The organism is Novacetimonas maltaceti, assembly GCF_002906255.1.
Taxonomy (GTDB): domain Bacteria; phylum Pseudomonadota; class Alphaproteobacteria; order Acetobacterales; family Acetobacteraceae; genus Novacetimonas; species Novacetimonas maltaceti.
Map to the genome: position 1 here is coordinate 55,559 of NZ_POTC01000008.1, position 21,333 is coordinate 76,891.

General features: G+C 64.0%; 12 protein-coding genes. All 12 read right to left on the bottom strand.

Annotated elements, in window-relative coordinates; translation table 11 throughout:
- Positions 1-21 precede the first annotated feature (21 nt).
- Entirely contained in the window at positions 22-4,218 is a 4,197-nt protein-coding gene (rpoC, locus tag KMAL_RS04820; protein ID WP_110094619.1) for a DNA-directed RNA polymerase subunit beta', read from the bottom strand.
- A 105-nt stretch (positions 4,219-4,323) separates the two neighbouring features.
- Complete coding sequence (rpoB, locus tag KMAL_RS04825) at positions 4,324-8,496, bottom strand: DNA-directed RNA polymerase subunit beta (protein ID WP_110094620.1); 4,173 nt, start codon at positions 8,494-8,496, stop codon at positions 4,324-4,326.
- Between the two features lie 290 nt (positions 8,497-8,786).
- Positions 8,787-9,161, bottom strand: a complete 375-nt coding sequence (gene rplL, locus KMAL_RS04830; protein WP_110094621.1) for a 50S ribosomal protein L7/L12 — start codon at positions 9,159-9,161, stop codon at positions 8,787-8,789.
- A 102-nt stretch (positions 9,162-9,263) separates the two neighbouring features.
- Complete coding sequence (gene rplJ, locus KMAL_RS04835) at positions 9,264-9,782, bottom strand: 50S ribosomal protein L10 (protein ID WP_110094622.1); 519 nt, start codon at positions 9,780-9,782, stop codon at positions 9,264-9,266.
- 288 nt (positions 9,783-10,070) lie between these two features.
- Complete coding sequence (gene rplA, locus KMAL_RS04840) at positions 10,071-10,766, bottom strand: 50S ribosomal protein L1 (RefSeq protein WP_110094623.1); 696 nt, start codon at positions 10,764-10,766, stop codon at positions 10,071-10,073.
- Between the two features lie 5 nt (positions 10,767-10,771).
- Positions 10,772-11,206 (bottom strand): 50S ribosomal protein L11, encoded by a 435-nt coding sequence (gene rplK, locus KMAL_RS04845; RefSeq protein WP_110094624.1) that lies wholly within the window; start codon positions 11,204-11,206, stop codon positions 10,772-10,774.
- 106 nt (positions 11,207-11,312) lie between these two features.
- Positions 11,313-12,941: an efflux transporter outer membrane subunit gene (locus KMAL_RS04850; protein ID WP_408887891.1), complete on the bottom strand. Its 1,629-nt coding sequence runs from the start codon at positions 12,939-12,941 to the stop codon at positions 11,313-11,315.
- Positions 12,938-14,233 (bottom strand): efflux RND transporter periplasmic adaptor subunit, encoded by a 1,296-nt coding sequence (locus tag KMAL_RS04855; RefSeq protein ID WP_110094626.1) that lies wholly within the window; start codon positions 14,231-14,233, stop codon positions 12,938-12,940. Before KMAL_RS04855 ends, KMAL_RS04850 begins: the two co-directional genes overlap by 4 nt.
- The gene (locus tag KMAL_RS04860) at positions 14,230-17,412 is read right to left on the bottom strand and encodes an efflux RND transporter permease subunit (RefSeq protein ID WP_110094627.1); all 3,183 of its coding nucleotides are present in this window, start codon (positions 17,410-17,412) and stop codon (positions 14,230-14,232) included. The genes KMAL_RS04855 and KMAL_RS04860 overlap by 4 nt, the downstream gene beginning before the upstream one ends.
- A gap of 187 nt (positions 17,413-17,599) precedes the next feature.
- A complete protein-coding gene (locus KMAL_RS04865; protein WP_110094628.1) occupies positions 17,600-19,039 on the bottom strand; it encodes a sensor histidine kinase in 1,440 nt (479 codons plus the stop codon).
- On the bottom strand, positions 19,026-19,763 hold the full coding sequence (locus KMAL_RS04870) for a response regulator transcription factor (RefSeq protein ID WP_110094629.1): 738 nt from the start codon (positions 19,761-19,763) through the stop codon (positions 19,026-19,028). Before KMAL_RS04870 ends, KMAL_RS04865 begins: the two co-directional genes overlap by 14 nt.
- A 52-nt stretch (positions 19,764-19,815) precedes the next feature.
- Entirely contained in the window at positions 19,816-21,102 is a 1,287-nt protein-coding gene (locus tag KMAL_RS04875; protein WP_110094630.1) for a DNA recombination protein RmuC, read from the bottom strand.
- Positions 21,103-21,333: the final 231 nt, after the last annotated feature.

Below are 21,333 nucleotides of genomic sequence, written 5' to 3' on the forward strand. Positions count from 1 at the left end.
GCCCCCACCCGCCGGCCGGTATCATTCGGCAGCCTTCGTCGTGGCTACCGCAGGCTTCGCCTGGGCAAGGCGCTGGCGGTCCTGCCCGGCGGCGACCGCACGCAGCTTGTTCATCACGCTGCCCGTGCCCGCCGGGATCAGGCGCCCGACGATCACGTTTTCCTTCAGGCCGTTGAGCGTGTCCTTCTTGCCCGCCGTGGCGGCTTCGGTCAGGACGCGCGTCGTCTCCTGGAAGGACGCAGCGGAGATGAACGACTGCGTCTGCAGCGAGGCCTTGGTGATGCCCTGAAGCACGGGCATGGCCACTGCCGGACGCTCGCCCATGTTCAGGCGCTTGGTGTTCTCGGTCTCGTATTCGATCCGGTCCACCGTCTCGCCGATCAGGTAGGTCGTATCGCCCGGCTCAAGGATCTCGACCTTCTGCAGCATCTGGCGGACGATCACCTCGATGTGCTTGTCGTTGATCTTCACGCCCTGCAGTCGATAGACGTCCTGGATCTCGTTCACGAGGTAGTCGGACAGCGCCTCCACCCCGAGGACCTTCAGGATGTCATGCGGCACGCGCGGACCATCGACGAGCGGATCGCCAACCTGCACGAAGTCGCCTTCCTGCACCGAGACATGCTTGCCCTTGGGGATCAGGTAATCCGTTTCCTCGCCCGTCTCGTCGTTCTTGACGATGACGCGACGCTTCGACTTGTAGTCCTTGCCGAATTCGACACGGCCTTCGGTCTCGGAAATGATCGCGTGATCCTTCGGGCGCCGCGCCTCGAACAGTTCGGCCACGCGCGGCAGACCACCGGTAATGTCACGCGTCTTCGAACCTTCGCGCGGGATGCGCGCCAGCACGTCACCCGCATTCACATGCGCGCCGTTTTCAACCGACAGCAGCGAGTCAGGCGACAGGAAGTAGCGTGCGTCGTTGCCGTTCGCCAGCTTGACCACATCGCCCTTGGCGTCCTTGAGCTGCAGGCGCGGCCGCAGGTCGACGCCCTTAGAGGCCTGCTTGTAGTCAACGACGACCTTCGACGTCAGGCCGGTGACCTCATCCATACGCTCGACAAGCGTGATGGAATCGATCAGGTCGAGATATTCGACCGTGCCCGCCTGTTCGGTGATGATCGGCAGGGTGTACGGATCCCACTCGGCCAGCTTCTGGCCACGCGTCACCTCGACCCCGTCCTCGATCAGCAGGCGCGCACCATAGGGCACGCGATAGCGCGCACGCTCCGTCCCCTTGTCGTCCGTCAGCAGGATTTCGCAGTTACGCGACATGACGATGGGCACGTTCTGGCTGTTCTGCACCACGTTGCGGTTGCGGATCGTCACCTTGCCATCGCGCGAAGCCTCGACCATCGACTGTTCCGCGCCACGCTGCGCGGCACCGCCGATATGGAAGGTGCGCATCGTCAGCTGCGTGCCCGGCTCACCAATGGACTGGGCGGCAATGACGCCCACGGCCTCGCCGATATTGACCGGCGTGCCACGTGCAAGGTCACGGCCATAGCAGTGGCCACACACGCCCACACGACTGTCACAGGTCAGGACCGAGCGGATCAGGATGCTTTCCACCCCGGCCTTCTCGATCTGTTCCGCCTGCGCTTCCTCGATCAGGGTGTTGCGCTTGAACAGCACCTCACCCGTTGCGGGGTCCAGCACGTCGGCGGCCAGCGTGCGGCCCAGCATGCGCTCGGACAGGGAGGCGACAACCTCGCCCCCATCCATGACCGCACGCACCGTCAGGCCGCGTTCCGTGCCGCAATCGTCCTCGACGATGATGCAGTCCTGCGCCACGTCGACCAGGCGACGCGTCAGGTAACCGGAGTTCGCGGTCTTCAGCGCCGTATCGGCCAGGCCCTTACGCGCGCCATGGCTGGAGGTGAAGTAGTCGAGAACCGACAGGCCTTCCTTGAAGTTGGCGATGATCGGCTGCTCGATGATCTCGCCCGACGGCTTGGCCATCAGGCCGCGCATGCCGGCCAGCTGCTTCATCTGCGCTGGCGACCCACGGGCACCGGAGTGGCTCATCATCCACACCGAGTTGGTGGGCTTGCCGATCTCCTGCTTGGAGATCTCCTTCATCATCGCGGCCTGCACTTCGTCCGTGCAGCGCGACCAGGCGTCAACCACCTTGTTGTAGCGCTCGCCCGCCGTGATCAGGCCGTCCTGATACTGCTGCTCGAACTCCTTGACCTCGTTGGCGGTATGCTCGACGAGTTCCTTCTTCTCCTTCGGCACGATCATGTCGTCCTTGCCGAAGGAAATGCCGGCCTTCGCCGCGTGCTTGAAGCCAAGCCCCATCAGGCGGTCACAGAAGATCACGCACTCTTTCTGGCCGCAATGGCGGTACACCGCGTCGATGACGTCGGACACCGTCTTCTTGGTCAGCTGCTTGTTGATCAGCGAGAACGGCAGCGCCGCGCTGCGCGGCAGGATCTGCGCGACCAGCATGCGGCCCGGCGTGGTGACGACGGTTTCACGCGTGACATTGCCTTCGGCGTCGATGTTCTCGATGCGCGCGCGGATCTTGTCATGCAGCTTCACCGCGCCGGTGGTCAGCGCGTATTCGACCTCACCCACGCTGGAGAACGACGACGCACCGGCCACCGTCACCTTACCCTGCGCATCATATTCGTTGCGGTCCGGGGTTGCGCGGAATTCGGGCGTCTCGAGGCTCAGGTAATACAGGCCCAGCACGATATCCTGCGACGGCACGATGATCGGCTTGCCGTTGGCGGGGCTGAGGATGTTGTTGGTGGACATCATCAGCACGCGCGCCTCGAGCTGCGCCTCAAGGCTCAGCGGGACGTGCACGGCCATCTGGTCACCGTCGAAGTCCGCGTTGAAGGCGGTGCAGACCAGCGGGTGCAGCTGGATCGCCTTGCCTTCGATCAGCACCGGCTCGAACGCCTGGATGCCCAGACGGTGCAGCGTCGGCGCGCGGTTCAGCATGACCGGATGTTCGCGGATCACTTCTTCAAGGATGTCCCAGACCTCGGGACGTTCCTTTTCCACCATCCGCTTGGCGGCCTTGATGGTGGTGGCGTGACCGTACTTTTCCAGCTTGGAGTAGATGAACGGCTTGAACAGCTCCAGCGCCATCTTCTTGGGCAGGCCGCACTGGTGCAGCTTCAGTTCCGGTCCGACCACGATGACCGAACGGCCGGAGTAATCGACGCGCTTGCCCAGCAGGTTCTGGCGGAAACGCCCCTGCTTGCCCTTGAGCATGTCGGACAGCGACTTCAGCGGGCGCTTGTTCGCCCCCGTGATGGCGCGGCCGCGACGGCCATTGTCGAACAGGGCGTCAACCGATTCCTGCAGCATGCGCTTTTCGTTACGCACGATGATGTCGGGCGCGCGCAGTTCGATCAGCCGCTTCAGGCGGTTGTTACGGTTGATGACGCGGCGGTACAGGTCGTTCAGGTCGGACGTCGCGAAACGGCCACCATCCAGCGGGACCAGCGGGCGCAGTTCCGGCGGGATGACCGGGATCAGCTCCATGATCATCCATTCGGGGCGCGATTCACTTTCGGAAAACGCCTCGATCAGCTTCAGGCGCTTGACCAGCTTCTTGCGCTTGGCCTCGGACGTGGTTTCCTTCAGTTCCTGGCGCAGTTCGACCTTTTCCTGATCGCAGTCGATGCGCTCAAGGATCTTCTTGATCGCCTCGGCCCCGATCCCGACCTCGATCCCCTCGTCGCCATGCTCGTCCATGACGTCGAGATACTGGTCTTCGGTCAGCAGGCTGTACTGCTTGAGCGGCGAGGTGCCGGGTTCAAGCACCACATAGCTTTCGAAATACAGGATCTTTTCCAGATCCTTCAGCGTCATGTCGACCATCAGGCCGATACGGCTGGGCAGCGACTTCAGGAACCAGATGTGCGCAACCGGGCTGGCAAGCTCGATATGGCCCATACGTTCGCGACGGACCTTCGCCAGCGTGACTTCGACGCCGCACTTCTCGCAGATGATCCCGCGGAATTTCATCCGCTTGTATTTGCCGCACAGACATTCGTAATCCTTGATCGGACCGAAAATCCGCGCACAGAACAGACCATCACGCTCCGGCTTGAAGGTGCGATAATTGATGGTCTCGGGCTTCTTGATCTCGCCATAGGACCATGACCGGATCTGCTCGGCCGAGGCGAGCTGGATCTTGATCTGGTCGAAGGTCATCGCCTGGCCAGTCTGGCCAAGGATCTTCATGAGTTCATTCATGCGCCGCAAACCCCCTGAGGGAAAAGGACGGGGACAGACCGACTATCTGCCCCCGACCCTGAAAATAAAACGTATGGACGGGTCGTTACCTTGCTCATGGAACGATCAGGTGCCGCTCTGTTCGAGGTCCACGTTCAGGCCCAGCGACTTCAGTTCCTTGATCAGGACGTTGAAGCTTTCGGGGATGCCGGCCTCGAAATCATCCTGCTCGCGCACGATGGCTTCATAGACCTTGGTGCGGCCCGACACGTCATCGGACTTCACCGTCAGCATTTCCTGCAGCGTGTAGGCCGCGCCGTAGGCTTCCAGCGCCCAGACTTCCATCTCACCGAAGCGCTGCCCGCCGAACTGCGCCTTACCGCCCAGCGGCTGCTGGGTCACCAGCGAGTAGGGACCGATCGAACGTGCATGGATCTTGTCATCGACAAGGTGATGCAGCTTCAGCATGTAGATGTAGCCGACCGTGGTCTTGCGCTCGAACGGCTCGCCCGTGCGGCCATCGATCAGCTGCGACTGCCCCGACTTGTCGAGCCCTGCTTTCTCCAGCATCGCCTCGATGTCCGGGATGGAGGCGCCATCGAACACCGGTGTCGCGATGGGCACGCCCTTGCGCAGGTTGTTCGACAGTTCGATCAGCTGCGCATCCGTCATGTCGGCAATGGTGGAGGCAAAGGCCTCGTCGCCATAGACCGAACGCAGCTCGTCAAGCAGTTCCTGACGCTTCTCGCCCGTCTTGTGATAGGTATCGACAAGCTGCCCGATCTCGCGGCCGATATTGGCGCAGGCCCAGCCGAGGTGGGTTTCAAGGATCTGCCCCACATTCATGCGCGACGGCACGCCCAGCGGGTTGAGCAGCAGGTCAACCGGGGTCCCGTCCTCAAGGAACGGCATGTCCTCGACCGGCACGACGCGGGAGACGACACCCTTGTTGCCGTGGCGGCCGGCCATCTTGTCGCCCGGCTGCAGCTTGCGCTTCACCGCGACGAACACCTTGACCATCTTCATCACGCCCGGCGGCAGTTCGTCACCGCGCTGCAGCTTTTCGACCTTGTTGTCGAAACGCGCCTGGATGCGCGACACCGCCGTATCGAACTCGCGGCGCAGCACCTCGAGTTCCGCCATCACGGCATCGGACGCCACGGTAATGTTGCGCCACGTACCACGCGGGTGCTCCGACAGGACCTCGTCCGTAATCACGGTGCCCGAACGGATGCCCTTGAAGCCCGCGCCCGCCGTCTGCCCGATCAGGTGTTCGCGCAGGCGGTTGTAGAAGGAGCGTTCCTGAATGGCGCGCTCGTCATCGCGGTCCTTCGCCAGACGCTCGATCTCCGCGCGCTCGATCGCCATCGCGCGCTCGTCCTTGTCCACGCCACGGCGGGAGAAGACGCGCACGTCAACGATCGTGCCGCTGGTGCCGGGCGGCAGCTTCAGCGAGGTGTCGCGGACATCGGATGCCTTTTCACCGAAGATGGCGCGCAGGAGCTTTTCTTCCGGCGTCATCGGGCTTTCGCCCTTCGGCGTGACCTTGCCGATCAGGATGTCGCCGGGGTTCACCTCTGCGCCGACATAGACGATGCCGGCCTCGTCGAGGTTGCGCAGCGCTTCCTCGCCGACATTGGGGATGTCGCGGGTGATTTCTTCCTGACCCAGCTTGGTGTCGCGGGCCATGACCTCGAATTCCTCGATATGGATCGAGGTGAAGACGTCATCACGCGCGATACGTTCGGAGATCAGGATCGAATCTTCGAAGTTGTACCCGTTCCACGGCATGAACGCGACGAGCACGTTCCGCCCCAGCGCCAGTTCGCCCAGTTCGGTCGAGGGACCGTCTGCGATGATTTCACCGGCCGAGACCTGGTCGCCCACGCGGACCAGCGGACGCTGGTTGATGCAGGTGGACTGGTTGGAGCGCATGTACTTGCGCAGGCGGTAGATATCGACGCCCTGCGTCGCACCGGCATCATCGGTGGCGCGGACAACGATACGCGCGCCGTCGATCTGGTCGACGACACCACGGCGGCGGGCAACGATGGTCGCACCCGAGTCATGGGCGACGGCGGCTTCCATCCCGGTGCCGACCAGCGGCGCGTCGGAACGCACCAGCGGCACCGCCTGGCGCTGCATGTTCGACCCCATCAGCGCGCGGTTCGCGTCATCGTTCTCAAGGAACGGGATCAGCGCTGCTGCGACCGACACAAGCTGCTTGGGCGACACGTCGCAGGCCGTGACCTCGTCGGGCAGGACCTGGCGGAAATCACCACCACGACGCACGGACACCAGTTCACCGGTCAGGTTGCCCTTGTCGTCCTGCTCCGCGTCCGCCTGGGCGACGATGAGCTTGTCCTCTTCCATCGCGGACAGGTATTTCCAGCCGCTCTGCAGGACGCCGTTCTCGACCATGCGGTAAGGCGTTTCGATGAAGCCGTACTTGTTGACCTTCGCATAGGTGGCCAGCGAGTTGATCAGGCCGATGTTCGGGCCTTCCGGCGTCTCGATCGGGCAGATGCGGCCGTAATGGGTCGGATGGACGTCACGGACCTCGAAGCCCGCGCGCTCACGCGTGAGGCCACCCGGGCCAAGCGCCGAAAGACGACGCTTGTGCGTGACTTCCGACAGCGGGTTGGTCTGGTCCATGAACTGGCTGAGCTGCGAGGAGCCAAAGAACTCGCGCACGGCGGCGGCAGCCGGCTTCGCATTGATCAGGTCATGCGGCATGACCGTGTCGATATCGACCGAGCCCATGCGTTCACGGATCGCGCGCTCCATGCGCAGCAGGCCGACACGATACTGGTTTTCCATCAGTTCGCCGACAGAGCGGACACGACGGTTGCCAAGGTTGTCGATATCGTCGATCGCGCCGCGGCCATCCTTCAGTTCGCACATGATCTTGACCGTGCGCAGGATGTCTTCCTTGCGCAGGACACGCACCGTGTCGGGCACGTCCACGCCAAGGCGCATGTTCATCTTCACGCGGCCGACGGCGGACAGGTCATAACGGTCGGGATCGAAGAACAGGCCGGAGAACATCGCTTCGGCCGTCTCGGGCGTCGGCGGCTCACCGGGGCGCATGACGCGATAGATGTCGGTCAGCGCGTCGTCACGCGACGTGTTCTTGTCAATCGCCAGCGTGTTGCGGATCCACGGGCCATTGGTCGCGTCGATCGCCAGCGTCACCAGCTTGGTGACCCCGTCTTCCTCCAGCGCCTCAAGGCGGGCTTCGGTCAGTTCGTCACCGGCCTCGGCAAAGATCTCGCCGGTTTCGGGGTTGACCATGTCGAACGCGATGAAGCGGCCGATCAGCCCCGCCGGGCCGACCAGCACGTCCTTCGTCGTTTCCGCGATCTTGCGCACCATGCGCGCCGTCAGCTTGGTGTCCACCTGGGCGACGATCTCACCCGTGTCGGCATCCACCAGCGGTTCGAGCAGCTTCTGGCCACGGAACGCATCGGGGTCGAAGCGGCGGGCCCAGCCCTTCTCGCTCTTGATGAACTCGACCTGGCCATAGAAATAGCCAAGGATTTCATCGGGCGTCATGCCCCGGATTTCCATCGACTCGACGTCGCCACCCTCTGCCGCCTTCGCATCGCGCGCGGCGCGGGATTCCTCGCCCTCAAGCGCGTACAGCAGCGTGGTAACCGGCAGCTTGCGCTTGCGGTCGATGCGGACGTAGATCAGGTCCTTGCTGTCGAATTCGAAATCGAGCCACGACCCGCGATACGGGATGACGCGCGCGGCAAACAGGAACTTGCCCGACGAGTGGGTCTTGCCCTTGTCATGGTCGAAAAACACGCCGGGGCTGCGGTGCATCTGGCTGACGATGACGCGCTCTGTCCCGTTGATGATGAACGTGCCGTTGTCCGTCATGAGCGGCATGTCGCCCATGTAGACCGGCTGTTCCTTGATATCGCGGATCGAGCGCGAGCCCGTATCCTCATCCACGTCCCACACGATCAGGCGCAGGATCACCTTCAGCGGCGCGGCGAAGGTCAACCCGCGCTGGATGCATTCCTCAACATCGTATTTCGGCTCTTCGAGTTCATAGCTGACGAATTCGAGTCGCCCACGTCCGGCAAAATCATTGATCGGAAAGACGGAACGGAACACTTCCTGCAGCCCGGTCGGTGTCCGGCTGTCGGGTGACACGTTCATCTGCAGGAATGCCTCGTAACTGGCACGCTGCACGTCGATCAGATTGGGCATCGGAGCGATTTCGGGTATACGCCCGAAGCTCTTGCGGATGCGTTTGCGTCCCGTGAACGATTTCGTAATCGCGTTCATCGCCTATCCAGCCCCCATCCACACAGACCTGCGCCCCGTCCGCCGTCATCGCCTTGCGGCCGCGGGACAAAGACAGATCCAGAAATTCTTTCAGGTCGCCCATCCTCATGGCCCGACCCCAGACCCGTCCCTCCACATGACTTGGGGACGACCCCTTCTACCGCCAAAGGCACCCGAGACCTTGCGGTCAGGGTGCCTGTAACGCCCAAGGGGGCGGAGATCAGAAGACCTCCACCCTCACCTGAATATCATATCAACATCCGCAAGCGGGAATGCCGACAGGATACATCTTATTTGATTTCGACAGAAGCACCGTTGTCTTCAAGGGTCTTCTTGATCTTCTCGGCTTCATCCTTGCTGACGCCTTCCTTGACGGTCTTGGGCGCGCCCTCGACCAGGTCCTTGGCTTCCTTCAGGCCCAGGCCCGTGATGCCACGGATTTCCTTGATGACGTTGATCTTCTTGTCGCCAGCCTTCGTCAGCACGACGTCGAACTCGGTCTTCTCTTCAGCCGGAGCAGCGGCAGCGCCGGGAGCAGCAGCGGCAACGGCCACCGGAGCGGCAGCGGAAACGCCCCACTTCTCTTCCAGCAGCTTGGACAGCTCAGCAGCTTCGAGAACGGTCAGAGCGGACAGTTCGTCAACAAGTTTGTTCAGATCGGCCATGATTAAGTCTTCCTAATTTATACACTGGTTGGCGTGATACAATCCCGAAATTTCGGGAAAGTGCCATTTTGTTGATATCCCGGCGCACCGGGACATGGGTGGCTAGGCTGCCTCGCCCGTCTTGGCATAGGCGCCGAAAACCCGCGCAAGCTGTCCGCCCGGTGCCTGAAGCACACCCGCGATGCGCGTTGCCGGCGTGGAGATGAGCCCCACCAGCTGCGCCCGGAGCACGTCCAGGGACGGCAGTTCCGCCAGCGCCTTGACACCCTCGACATTGAGCATCTGGGAGCCAAGCGATCCGCCGAGCAGAACAAGCTTGTCATTGGTTTTGGCGAACTCGACCAGCACCTTCGCCACTGCCACGGGTTCATCCGCCCACGAAATCGCGGTCGGCCCCTTCAGCAGCGGCTTGATGCCTTCGAACTGGGTCCCTGCCAGGGCGAGATCGGCCAGCCGGTTCTTCGCGACCTTGTAAGTCGCTCCGGCCGCGCGCACACGCCGCCGAAGTTCCGTCACATCAGCCACATTCAGCCCGTCATTACGGGTGACAATGACCATGGACGTCTTGGCGAACACGGTCGCGAGGGAGGCAACAAACTCCCGCTTCTCCGTACGGTCCAAATCCCGTCTCCATCGTAATCCATCAGGAAACCTGACGGATTGGGTTTACCCTTGGGGCCCGCCCTGCATGGGCACACCCCGGTTCGCCTGTCCTTTGCAAACGGAACAACCAGTGTCAGGTGACTGGCACCTGTAATCCGGCAATCCCCGTCTTCCGGCTGCCGCCCCCGGATAAGGGGGCAATCAAGGCACAAAGGCCGCATCCGGTCATGGACAGGTTCGGAAAACGACCCGCGGACGGGCCATTCCCTGTTCATCCCACCCCGTCAGGGGCAGGACAATCCTTCATCAGGACGCGGCGAGTGCCGCCACATCCAGATGCACGCCCGGCCCCATCGTGGACGACAGGGACACCTTCTTGATGTAGGTGCCCTTCGCGCCCGTGGGACGGGCCTTCTGCACCGCATCGACGAACGCACGGATGTTTTCCGCCAGCTTCGCCCCGTCGAAGGATGCCTTGCCGATGCCGGCATGAACGATACCGGCCTTCTCGGCGCGGTATTCGACCTGACCGGACTTGGCGGCCGTGACCGCGCCCTTCACGTCCATCGTGACGGTGCCCAGCTTCGGGTTGGGCATCAGGCCACGCGGGCCGAGGATCTTGCCCAGACGCCCGACGAGCGCCATCATGTCCGGCGTCGCGATGCAGCGGTCGAACTCGATCTCGCCAGCCTGCACTTTTTCGGCGAGGTCTTCGGCACCGACCACATCGGCACCGGCGGCCTTCGCTTCCTCGGCCTTCGGGCCACGGGCGAACACGCCGACGCGCAGGGTCTTGCCCGTGCCGTTGGGCAGCGACAGCAGGCCACGGACCATCTGGTCGGCGTGACGCGGGTCAATGCCAAGGTTCATGGAGATTTCGACGGTCTCGTCGAACTTCGCCTTCGCACCCTGCTTCACCAGGGCGATGGCTTCGTCAAGGCCATAGGCCTTGGTCGCATCAACATTGGCGCGCGCGGCGGCCAGACGCTTGTTCTTTGCCATGGACTTTAGCCCTCCACCACGTCGAGGCCGATGGAGCGCGCTGAACCGCTCAGCATGCGCACGGCGCCGTCGATGTCATTGGCGTTCATGTCTTTCATCTTCACCTCGGCGATCTCACGCAGCTGCGCGATGGTCACCTTGCCGACGGTCGCGGCCTTTCCGACGGTGGAGCTGCCCTTGTTGATCTTGGCAGCCTTCATCAGGAAGTACGTGTTCGGCGGGGTCTTGGTGATGAAGCTGAAGGTGCGGTCGGCATACGCGGTGATGACCACGGGAATGGGCATCCCCGGTTCCATGCCCTGCGTCTTGGCGTTGAACTCCTTGCAGAACTGCATGATGTTCAGGCCGCGCTGACCAAGGGCCGGACCAACCGGCGGGGAGGGATTCGCCTTGCCGGCGGGAATCTGCAGCTTGATGTAGCCAACGATTTTTTTGGCCATATCCGGGGCTCCTGACTGTTTCACCCGGACCGCGGTTCAGGCGGTCACCCCCGCCATGACATGGCAGAGGCAATGGACCTCCCGCGTTCCGATAAGAGGCGGGCACCTACCGCTGATTCGGGGGGGCTGTCAACCCCTCCCCCGACAGGGCAGGCATCTGGAGGTCTTTCGACTCCGCGCCATTGTCCACGTTCACGCCGCCGGCCGCCTTTGGAATCCGCAGGTGGGAGTACTGCAGCGGGCCAAACGGGCGGATCTGTTTGTGGTTGGGCAGCTGGCTGCTGTCCCAGCCCCCGCCAAGCGCGCGGATCAGTTCCACCTGCGCCTGCATGTAGCGGGTTTCGACCTGCACCTCCGCGATGCGCGCGGTCAGCGCCGCCACCTGCGCCACCACCACGTCGAGGTAGTTGGTCAGCCCACCGGTATAAAGCTGCATCGTCATGTTCTGCGTGCGCAGCGACGCCTTGACGGCCTCGCCTTCCTGGTTGGCCTCGACATCAAGGTCGTGGGTCAGGCTCAGGCCGTCCTCCACGTCCTTGAAGGCCGCCAGCACGGTGGCGCGGTAACGGTCCTCCGCCTGGCGGTACTGCGACCAGCTGCGCTGCAGTTCGGCGCGCCGCATGCCCCCCTGGAACAGCGGCAGCACCGCCTGCGCGGCGTAGTTGTACATGCCGTTGGCGAACTTATCGAGGGTGAAGCCATTATCCATGAACCCGGCCATGGCGCTGAAGGTCACGTGGGGATAGAACGCCGCGCGCGACACGCCGATCGCCCGGTTCGCCTGCGCCATGTTGCGTTCGGCGCTGGCGACATCGGGACGGCGTTCGAGCAGGGTGGAGGGAATCCCCGTCGCGATCTTCACCTTCGGGAAGCGGATTTCGGAAACCGGCGCGATGTGGAAGGCGGAAGGCGAGACATTCACCAGCACCGCGATCGCATGTTCCATCACCGCGCGGCGCGCCAGAAGGTCGGTGTCGGACGCCTGTGTCGCCGAAAGCTGCGTCTGCGCGCGCGACACGTCGATCCCCGCCGCGATCGCCCCGGCCTGGCGCATCTTGGTGATCTGCACCGCCTTTTCATAATAACCGATCGAGTCCTGGTACACCGCATGCTGCGCGTCCATGCCGCGCAGTTGCATGTAGTCATTGGCCAGTTCGGACTGGATGCTCAGCCGCGCCACGGCGAAATCGGCGGCGGATGCCTGTGCCTGCTGCTGGCGCATGCGCTTGCGGTTGCGGATCGCGGACCAGAAATCCGGCTCCCACCGGACGGATGCGCCCCATTGCTGCGATGACATGTAGGTCGGGCCCTGCGACCCCGCACCACGCCACAGGCGGTGCTGGGACGCCTGGTTGTTCGACGCCCCGGCATTGCCGCCGATCTGCGGGTACAGTTCCGATGCGGCCTCCGCCGAGAGGTCACGCGCCTGCGTGAAGGTTTCCGCCGCCGCCTGCAGGTCGGGGTTCAGCCGTCCCGCCCGTTCCTCCAGCTGGTTGAGGAGCGGGTCGTTGAAGACCGTCCACCAGTCCCCCCGTGGCGCATCATCGGCCGGGACGCCGTAATGCATGATCCCCTCCCCCTTCCAGTTGTCAGGGTAGAGGTAATGCGCATGCCTGTATTTCGGCGCGAGGTCCACGCACCCGCCAAGGCCCGCGGCCATCATCGCGCATCCGGCGAGGCAGGCCGCGCGCATTGACCGGCGGCGCGCGCGCATCCACATGAAGCGTCCCCTCATCGGCGCGCCCCGGCGTCCGTCGCCCCCTGGTCGGACGGCATGGCCCGGACATCGTCATCCTTCGTCGCATCGGTCGTGGGCGCCCTGGCCATCGCCGACGCGCCCACGTCGTTATATCCGGGGGTGGAGCCGACCAGGTACACCTCCTGCCCCTCCAGCAGGCCGGAGGACGGGTTGTTGACCACGCGGTCATGCAGCCCCACCCCGGCAAGGATCTGCACCTTGGTGCCAAGGTTCGTCCCCACCGTGACATTGCGCAGCCTGATGCGGTTATGGTCGTCCACCACGGCCACCTGCATGCCCTGCGCACGGAACAGCAGCGCACCTTCGGGCAGGATCAGGATATCCGGGTCGCCAGGGGCTGTGAAATGCACCGTGGCATAGGAATCAGGCCACAGTTCGCGCTTGTCATTATCGACCACCAGTTCGGTCGTCACCGTGCGGGTCGCGGCGTTGAACGCCTTGGCCGTGGCAAGGAACTTCGCCTTGAACACACGCCCCGGATACTGCGGCACGGTGATGTCACCCGTCAGCTTCGGCCCGATGATGTCGGCATAATCCTGCGGCACGGACACGAACACGCGCATGCGGTGCACGTCGGCCACGCTGAACAGTTCGGTCGCCGTCCCGCTGGAGGATACATCCCCGCCGCCCGCGTTCACGTAATCACCCACATCGGCAAGGCGCGACGTCACCACGCCATCAAACGGGGCGACGATCTGCTTGAACCCGATCAGCGCGGCATAGCGGGAGACCTCGTGCCGGGCGGCCTCGACCTCGGCGGCCTGCGCCTCCGCATTGGCGGCCTGCACATCGACCTCCTGCTGCGAGACGGCCTGCGTGCCCTGCAGCGCCTTCCAGCGTTTCGCCGTGATCTGCGCCAGCTTGTAGCGCGCCATCGCCACGTCGAAATTGGCCTTCGACGCGGCATACTGCGCATCGAGGCCCGGCGTGTCGATGGTGGCCAGGATCTCGCCCGCCTTCACCTTCGCGCCGATATCCTTGTACCACATCTGCACATAGCCCGAGACCTGCGCATAGATCGGGGCCTGGTACCAGGCGGAGATATTGCCCGGCAGGTCCAGCGTGCGGGTCTTTGGCCCGTGTTCGGGTTCGATCACCTGCACGCGGGGGATGGCGGCATCGGCGGTCTGGCGGGTCAGGCTTTCGACATGCATGCGCCGTTCGACAATCCCGCCGACGACGATGACGGCCACGACCACCACCCCCAGCCCGACCCAGATCCTGCTGCCGCGCCCGCGCTGGCCCTTGATATCATCGGCGCCCGTCATGCGCGTTCTCCCTCGGCAGTCGTGGTCTTGGATTTTCTTGAATGAATGAGCGCGAACACGCACGGCACGAACAGCAGCGTGGCGCAGGTGGCCACCAGCAGGCCGCCCATCACCGCACGGCCCAGCGGCGCGTTCTGCGAATTGCTCAGCGACATGGGCAGCATGCCGATGATCATGGCCGACGCGGTCATCAGCACGGGGCGGATACGTTCAAACCCCGCCTCGATCGCCGCCTTGACCGCGTCGCCGTGCAGGTCCATCCGCTCCCGCGCGAAGGACACCACAAGGATGGAGTTCGCCGTCGCGGTGCCCATACACATGATCGCCCCCGTCAGCGCCGGCACCGACAGCGCGGTATGCGTCAGGAACAGGCTCCATGCGATACCGGCCAGCGCACCGGGCAGCGCGGTGATGATGATGAAGGGGTCAAGCCACGACTGGAAATTGACGACAATGATCAGATAGACCAGCAGGATCGACATCGCGAGGCCGGATATCAACTGCGTATAGGCGCCGTTCATGGTTGTCGCCTGCCCGCGGACATACAGGCTCGACCCGTGGGGCAGCGACTTGCGCTCCTCCTCCACCACACGCGTCACCTCGCGCGAGACGGTGCCAAGGTCCAGCCCTTCGTTCGTGGCGTAGATGTCGAAGACCGGCATGATGTTGTAATGCGCGACCTCCCCCGGCGTGCCGGTCTGCACGATCTGGCTGAGGCCGCCGAGGATCTGCGGCGGCAGGTTCTGCGGGTTGCCGTCGCCACGGTCGATGGGGATCGTCTCCAGGTCGTTCATCGTCTGCAGGAACTGCAGCGGCGTCTGGATATCCACCAGATGCGACACCCCCGTCTTGGGGTCCAGCCAGTAGGTGGGCGAGACCTGGCCACTACCCGACAGCACGGCCAGCGCATTGTTCGCCACGTCCGCTTCCGTCAGGCCGGTGCCCAGCGCGTAGGTCCGGCGCGCGTTGACACGCAGGGTCGGGGTGTTCATCGGTTCCTGCACCGACACATCGGCCACGCCGGTGATCTTGCGCAGGCGGGCGGCAAGGTGCTCCGCGAAATCGAAATTGCCATACAGGTTGCGCCCCGACACCTGCACGTCGATCGGCGCGGGCAGGCCGAAATTCAGGATCTTCGCCGTCAGGTCGGCCGGCATGAAGGTGATCTCGGTGCCGGGGAATTTCTCCGCCAGCCCCTTGCGCAGGATGGCGCGATATTTCGCAACCGGCGCTTCCTCGTCCTTCAGCGTCACCGTCAGATCGCAGTCCTGCGTGCCGACGGTGGGGGTGGGAATGAAGGCCTGGTTCAGCGGGCTGAACGGCAGGCCGCAGTTATTGACGATGCCCTCGACCTCGCCGGGGAGCAGGCGCTCGATCTCGTAGTTCACCAGCATGGAGATCTTGCCGGCTTCCGCGATCTTGGTGCCGAGCGGGGCGCGCATGTGGATCGACAGCGCGTTGGAATTGATTTCAGGGAAGAAATCCTGTCCCGCGAAGAACAGCAGACCGAGCGAGCAGAACGCCAGCAGGGAGAACAGCGGCACGAAGCGCCTGCGCGTGGCCAGCAGGTGCATCAGGATGTCGCGGTAGCGGTTGCGGAAGATGACGAAATACGCCTCGAACCCGCGCTGGAAGCGCGCGAAGATGCTCTGCGACGGTGCGATCTTCCCGGCGGCCAGCGCATGGTGCGCCGCGACCTGCGCCGCGAGCATGTATTTCGCCATCGTCGGCACCAGCGTGCGCGACAGGATGAAGGAGGCGATCATGGCGAAGATGATCGCCTCGGCCATCGGCATGAACAGCCAGCCCGCAACCCCGGTCAACTGGAACAGCGGCATCCACACGATACAGATGCACAGGGTGGACACGAAGGTGGGGATGACAATCTGGTTCGCCGCGTCGATGATCGCGGTTTCCAGGTCCTTGTCCATTTCCAGATGGGCGTCGATGTTCTCGATCATGACGGTGGCGTCATCGACGAGGATGCCGACCGCAAGCGCAAGCCCGCCAAGCGTCATGACGTTGATCGTCTGCCCCGCCATGCCCAGCCCGATGACCGAGCACAGCATCGCCAGCGGGATTGAGGTCGCGATGATGACCGTCGAGCGCCACGACCCCAGGAACAGCAGCACGACGAGGCTGGTCAGCAGGGCGGCGGTGCCCATTTCCTGCACCACGTCGCGCACCGCCTCCTTCACGAAGGTGGAGGCATCGCCCAGCACGGTGATGTTCACCCCTGCCGGCAGCGTCTTTATGATGCCCGGCAGCAGCGCCTTAATCCCGCTGACGACCGACAGGGTGGAGGCGTCACCGCTTTTCATGATGACGATCAGGACCGCCTGGTGCCCCTTGACCAGCACCATGTTGGTCTGCGGCGGCCCGCCCGCATGCACCCACGCCACGTCACGCAGGTAGACGACGGAGTTGCCTTCCTGCTTGATCGGCATGTTGTTGAAGCTGTCGATCTCCTCGGGCGAGGCGTTGGTCTGCACCATGTAGTCGAAGGCGCCGATCTGCTGGTCACCGGCGGGCAGGACGATGTTCTGCTTGCCCAGCGCGTTGCCGATGTCGGTGGCCGACAGGCCATGCGCCAGCAGCTTCGTCTGGTCGAGGTCGACCATGATGTTGCCCGGCTGGCCGCCATACGGGTTGGGGATGGCCGCCCCCGCCACCGACACCAGCGCCGGGCGGATCAGGTTGGACGACATGTCATAGATCTGCGAGGCGGTCATGGAATCCGACGACACCTGCAGCGTCAGCACCGGGACGGAGGACGCGTTGTAGGTCAGCACCAGCGGCGGGGTCATGCCGGCGGGCATCTGCTTGATGACCGTCTGCGACACGGACGTGATCTGCGTCTGCGCCACGGCGGTATCGGTCCCGGGCTGGAAGAACACCTTGACGATGCCGCGCCCGTAATAGGACTGGCTTTCGATATGTTCGATATTGTTGACCGTCGCGGTCAGCGCACGTTCGTAATAATAGACGACGCGGCCGGACATGTCCTCCGGCATCAGGCCGGTATAGGTCCAGCAGATCGCGACGACGGGGATGTTGATGCTGGGAAAGACGTCGGTGGGGGTGCGCAGCAGGCCCCGCACGCCAAAGACAACAATCAGGATGGACAGGACGACGAACGTGTAAGGCCGCTTGAGCGCGGTAACAACGATACCATTCATGCGCGGGTTGCTTCCTCCGGCGCTGGAGTCCGGTCGCCGGTGGCGTTTTCCATTGCGGGCGGGAAAGGGTTTTCCCCATCGCGTGCGCCCGGCAAGGCTTGCTCATGCATCGTCATAATCTCTCCGTCCCTCATTTCGTGTTAAAATGGGGAACGCCCCAGACAAATGAAAATTCTGTTTAATGTCTTCACGCCTCCTCCTCTGGCGGGGGGGGCGCATGGGGTGCGGGGGCGAAACATATGGTGAAAACCGCGCCCGGCAGGCTGGCGTCACACCGCGCGGCGCCAATGCGCAGGCTGGCGTTATGGAGTTGCACGATCGCCCAGACCAGACTCAGCCCAAGCCCGCTGCCGGGAACGTGCCTGCTCTTGTCGGAGCGGTAGAAACGCCCCGTCACCGCGCGGCGTTCCTCCGGCGGGATGCCGATTCCCGTATCCTCGACCTCCAGCGTCACGCCCTGCGCGTCGCCGCCGGTGCGGATCGTGACATGCCCGCCCTCCGGCGTGAACTTCATGGCGTTGTCGACCAGGTTGGCCAGCACCTCGATCAGCAGGTCGCGGTCGCCATGCACCTCCCCCACGCCCGGCCCGCGCACATGCGCCAGCATGATGCCCCGGCTTTCGGCAATGGGTTCGTAAAGGTCGATGATGTCGTCGGCGAGGCTGTCGAGGTCCACCATCCCGAACCCGACCCGGCGGCGGCCATTCTCGATCTCGCCAATGCGCAGCAGCGCGGTGATGACGGCAAAGGACTGGTCAAGGTCGTCGATGGCGCGCGCGATGACATTGCGCAGCGCCTCGGCCGAATGTCCGGCGGAACGCGCCCGGTCGAGGCGCGCGCGCACACGCGTCAACGGCGTGCGCAGGTCGTGGGCGATGTCGTTGCCGACATCGCGGATCTCGTCCATCAGGCGCTCAAGCCGGTCGAGCATCCTGTTGACGCTGCCGGCAAGGCGCTGCAGGTCATCGCGCTGCCGCCCGGCAGGCAGACGTTCGTGCAGGTCGCCTTCCATGATCCGGTCGATGGCCTCGTGCATGTCCTTGACGCGGGCAAGGGCGCGGTGGCTGAGCACGATCCCGGTCATCAGCGCGAACAGCACCGTCGGCACGATGGACACCAGCAGCGAATGGCGCATCATCAGGCGCAGTTCGCTGCGCATGTGCCAGCTTCGCCCCAGCACGAGGACACGCCCGCCGCGCACGTTCACCGCCAGCATGCGCAGCACGCCGGGCGAATGTTCCGCCGCCGCGCCACCGGGGGGCATGCCGCTGGCGGGGGGCTGGATGTTGATTTCATGGACATGCCCGTCCACCACCAGCCCGTCGGGCCAGTCATGCAGGTCGCCCACGATGTACTGGTGGTCCTGGCTGAACAGTGTCGTGACATTCATGATGACGCGCAGGTCATCGGTCGCGCGGTCACGGACCTTGCGCTCCAGGTCCTCCGCGCTTTCGGTCTGCAGCAGGGCGGCTTCGCGATACAGCAGCGTATCCGAACGCCGCGCTTCGAACACGGTGGCCTGGCTGTAGCCAAGGAAGAACTGGAACGCGGCCGACCCGATCATGGCCGCGACAACCGCCAGCGTCAGGCGGAATGTCGCGGTCCGGAACAGTTCATTTAGAAACACGAAGCATGAACCCGGCGCCGCGTATGCTCTGGATCAGGGAAGGGGCGCCTGCTTCGTCCACCTTGCGCCGCAGCTTGCCGATATGCACGTCGACAAGGTTCGTCTGCGGGATGAAGCGGTAATTCCACACATCCTCCAGCAGCATGTTGCGTGTCAGCACCTGGTCGGGGCGGCGCATCAGGTATTCCAGCAGCCTGAATTCGCGCGGCAGCAGTTCGATCGGCTCCCCGTCGCGCGTCACGGTGCGTTCGATCAGGTCCATCGTCAGCGGCCCGGCATGGAGCATCGTCTCGCGCGAGTTGTTGGGGCGACGCAGCAGCGCCTCGAGCCGGGCGGCAAGTTCCTCCATCGCGAACGGCTTGGTCAGGTAGTCGTCGCCCCCCGCCTTGAGGCCGCTGACACGGTCATCGACCGCCGACAGCGCGGACAGCACCAGCACCGGCGCACGCACCCTGCGTTCGCGCAGCGTCTCGATCAGGCTGAGGCCGTCGAGTTCGGGCAGCATGCGGTCGACGATCATCACGTCGAATTCATGCGCAAGCCCGACCTCCAGCCCCTGCGATCCCGAAACCTCGTGCCGGACGCGGAAACGGCGGCTTTCGAGTTCCTCCACCACTTCCTGCGCGATCTTCACGTCATCTTCGACCAGAAGCACGCTCGGCCCGGCGGAAATCGCGGGGGAGGTCGTGTTTTCAACGCGATCGGGGGTGTTGGGACCTATCATGACAGCTCCGACTATGTGCGAGGAGGACGGCGCGCGCCTATTAAAATCCCTTTCACTCCAGCGGCGCGGTGACGGGCGGCCCCTCGTGGTGGGCGGGATCGTCCGTCATGTCCCCAACGAACGACGCAGTGTCAAGGTCGCGCAACTGCCGTGTCACGATGCCGGTGCGGCGTCGTGCCTCGTCGATCGAGTTGCTCATGGCCGAGGCGTTGCGCGCCAGCTTTTCGAGCACGCCGTCCATCCGCAGCATTTCCTGGCGTGTCGCGCCAAGCAGGCGGGCGATGTCATCCGTACGCTTTTCCAGCGCCAGCGTGACATAGCCGAGGTGGATCGTGCGCAGCATGGCGGGCATCAGGCCCGGCCCCATGATGATGACGCGACTGGTGCGGCCGATTTCGTCGATCAGGCCGGGAATGCGCGCGACCTCCGCATACAGCCCGTCGGTCGGCAGGTAGAGGACGGCGAATTCCACCGTGACGGGAGGCAGGATGTATTTGGCGGCGATCTTGCGCGCCTCGATCCGCACGGTGGTCTCCAGCGCGCGGCGGGCGGCGCGTTCGGCGTCGGGATTGACGTCCTCGACCGCCTGCAGCAGCCGTTCATACGCCTCGGTCGGGAATTTGGAATCAATCGCCAGCACGGGCGGCACCGACGCCCTGACCGGCATGCGCACGGCGAATTCGACCACGTCGCGGCTCTTGTCGCTCAGGCGGCAGTTCATCTCGTACGAACCTTCGGGCAGCACGTCATCGAGGATGGCGCGCAACTGCGCCTCCCCCCAGCCACCGCGCGTCTTGACGTTGGAAAACAGCCGCTTGAGGTCGCCCACCTGCGCGGTCATGGCCGAGACCTCGCCCATCGCCTTCTGCATGGCGCCAAGCTGTTCGAGCACGCGCTGGAACGAGGTCTGCATCTGCCGTTCCACCGCCTCATGCAGGCGTTCATTGACCGCAAGGCGGATCGCCTCAAGCTGGCTGGCGCTTTCGGCGGCCATGGCGCGCAGGGCCTCCGACTGGCTCAGGCGCATCTCCCCCATCTCGCGGCTGACGATATTGGCGATGCGGCCAAGGCCCTGCGACGTGTCCTGGTGGCGCTGCTCGATCCGGCCGGTCAGGACGCGCTCGATTTCCGCAAGCCGCGCGCGCTGGTGTTCCGCATCGGCCATGCGGGCGCTGCCCTCGCGCTCCATCATCACATACAGGCGCGCAAGCAGGTCTTCCTCCCCCTGCCCGCCCTCGCGCTGGCGCAGCAGCGGAAGCAGCAGCAGGCACGCAAGCCCCGACCCCAGCGCGGCCACCCATATCGCGATCGTGCTCAGCGTATCGAACAAATCAGGTATCCCCCAGGGCCGTTATGCACGTTCAAAAGAACAAACCATGTCCACAGGCTGTAATGCAGTTATGGCAGGCCGACCATACATTTTTGGAATATCTGATCTTCATGCTATGCCGGACGTGGCCCGCGTCCCGCCCGGTCACCAGTTTTTCAATCCCCGATCCGCCACGGGCACGATAGGCTGCATCCCTTACCCACTTCCCTTTCCCCGGCATGGCCGGACCTGTTTCCTCAC

What these genes read in the sequence shown, in the direction of transcription:
- rpoC (WP_110094619.1), bottom strand. Translation starts at nt 4,218, where the DNA reads ATGAATGAACTCATGAAGATCCTTGGCCAGACTGGCCAGGCGATGACC.
- rpoB (WP_110094620.1), bottom strand. Translation starts at nt 8,496, where the DNA reads ATGAACGCGATTACGAAATCGTTCACGGGACGCAAACGCATCCGCAAG.
- rplL (WP_110094621.1), bottom strand. Translation starts at nt 9,161, where the DNA reads ATGGCCGATCTGAACAAACTTGTTGACGAACTGTCCGCTCTGACCGTT.
- rplA (WP_110094623.1), bottom strand. Translation starts at nt 10,766, where the DNA reads ATGGCAAAGAACAAGCGTCTGGCCGCCGCGCGCGCCAATGTTGATGCG.
- rplK (WP_110094624.1), bottom strand. Translation starts at nt 11,206, where the DNA reads ATGGCCAAAAAAATCGTTGGCTACATCAAGCTGCAGATTCCCGCCGGC.
- KMAL_RS04850 (WP_408887891.1), bottom strand. Translation starts at nt 12,941, where the DNA reads ATGAGGGGACGCTTCATGTGGATGCGCGCGCGCCGCCGGTCAATGCGC.
- KMAL_RS04855 (WP_110094626.1), bottom strand. Translation starts at nt 14,233, where the DNA reads ATGACGGGCGCCGATGATATCAAGGGCCAGCGCGGGCGCGGCAGCAGG.
- KMAL_RS04860 (WP_110094627.1), bottom strand. Translation starts at nt 17,412, where the DNA reads ATGAATGGTATCGTTGTTACCGCGCTCAAGCGGCCTTACACGTTCGTC.
- KMAL_RS04870 (WP_110094629.1), bottom strand. Translation starts at nt 19,763, where the DNA reads ATGATAGGTCCCAACACCCCCGATCGCGTTGAAAACACGACCTCCCCC.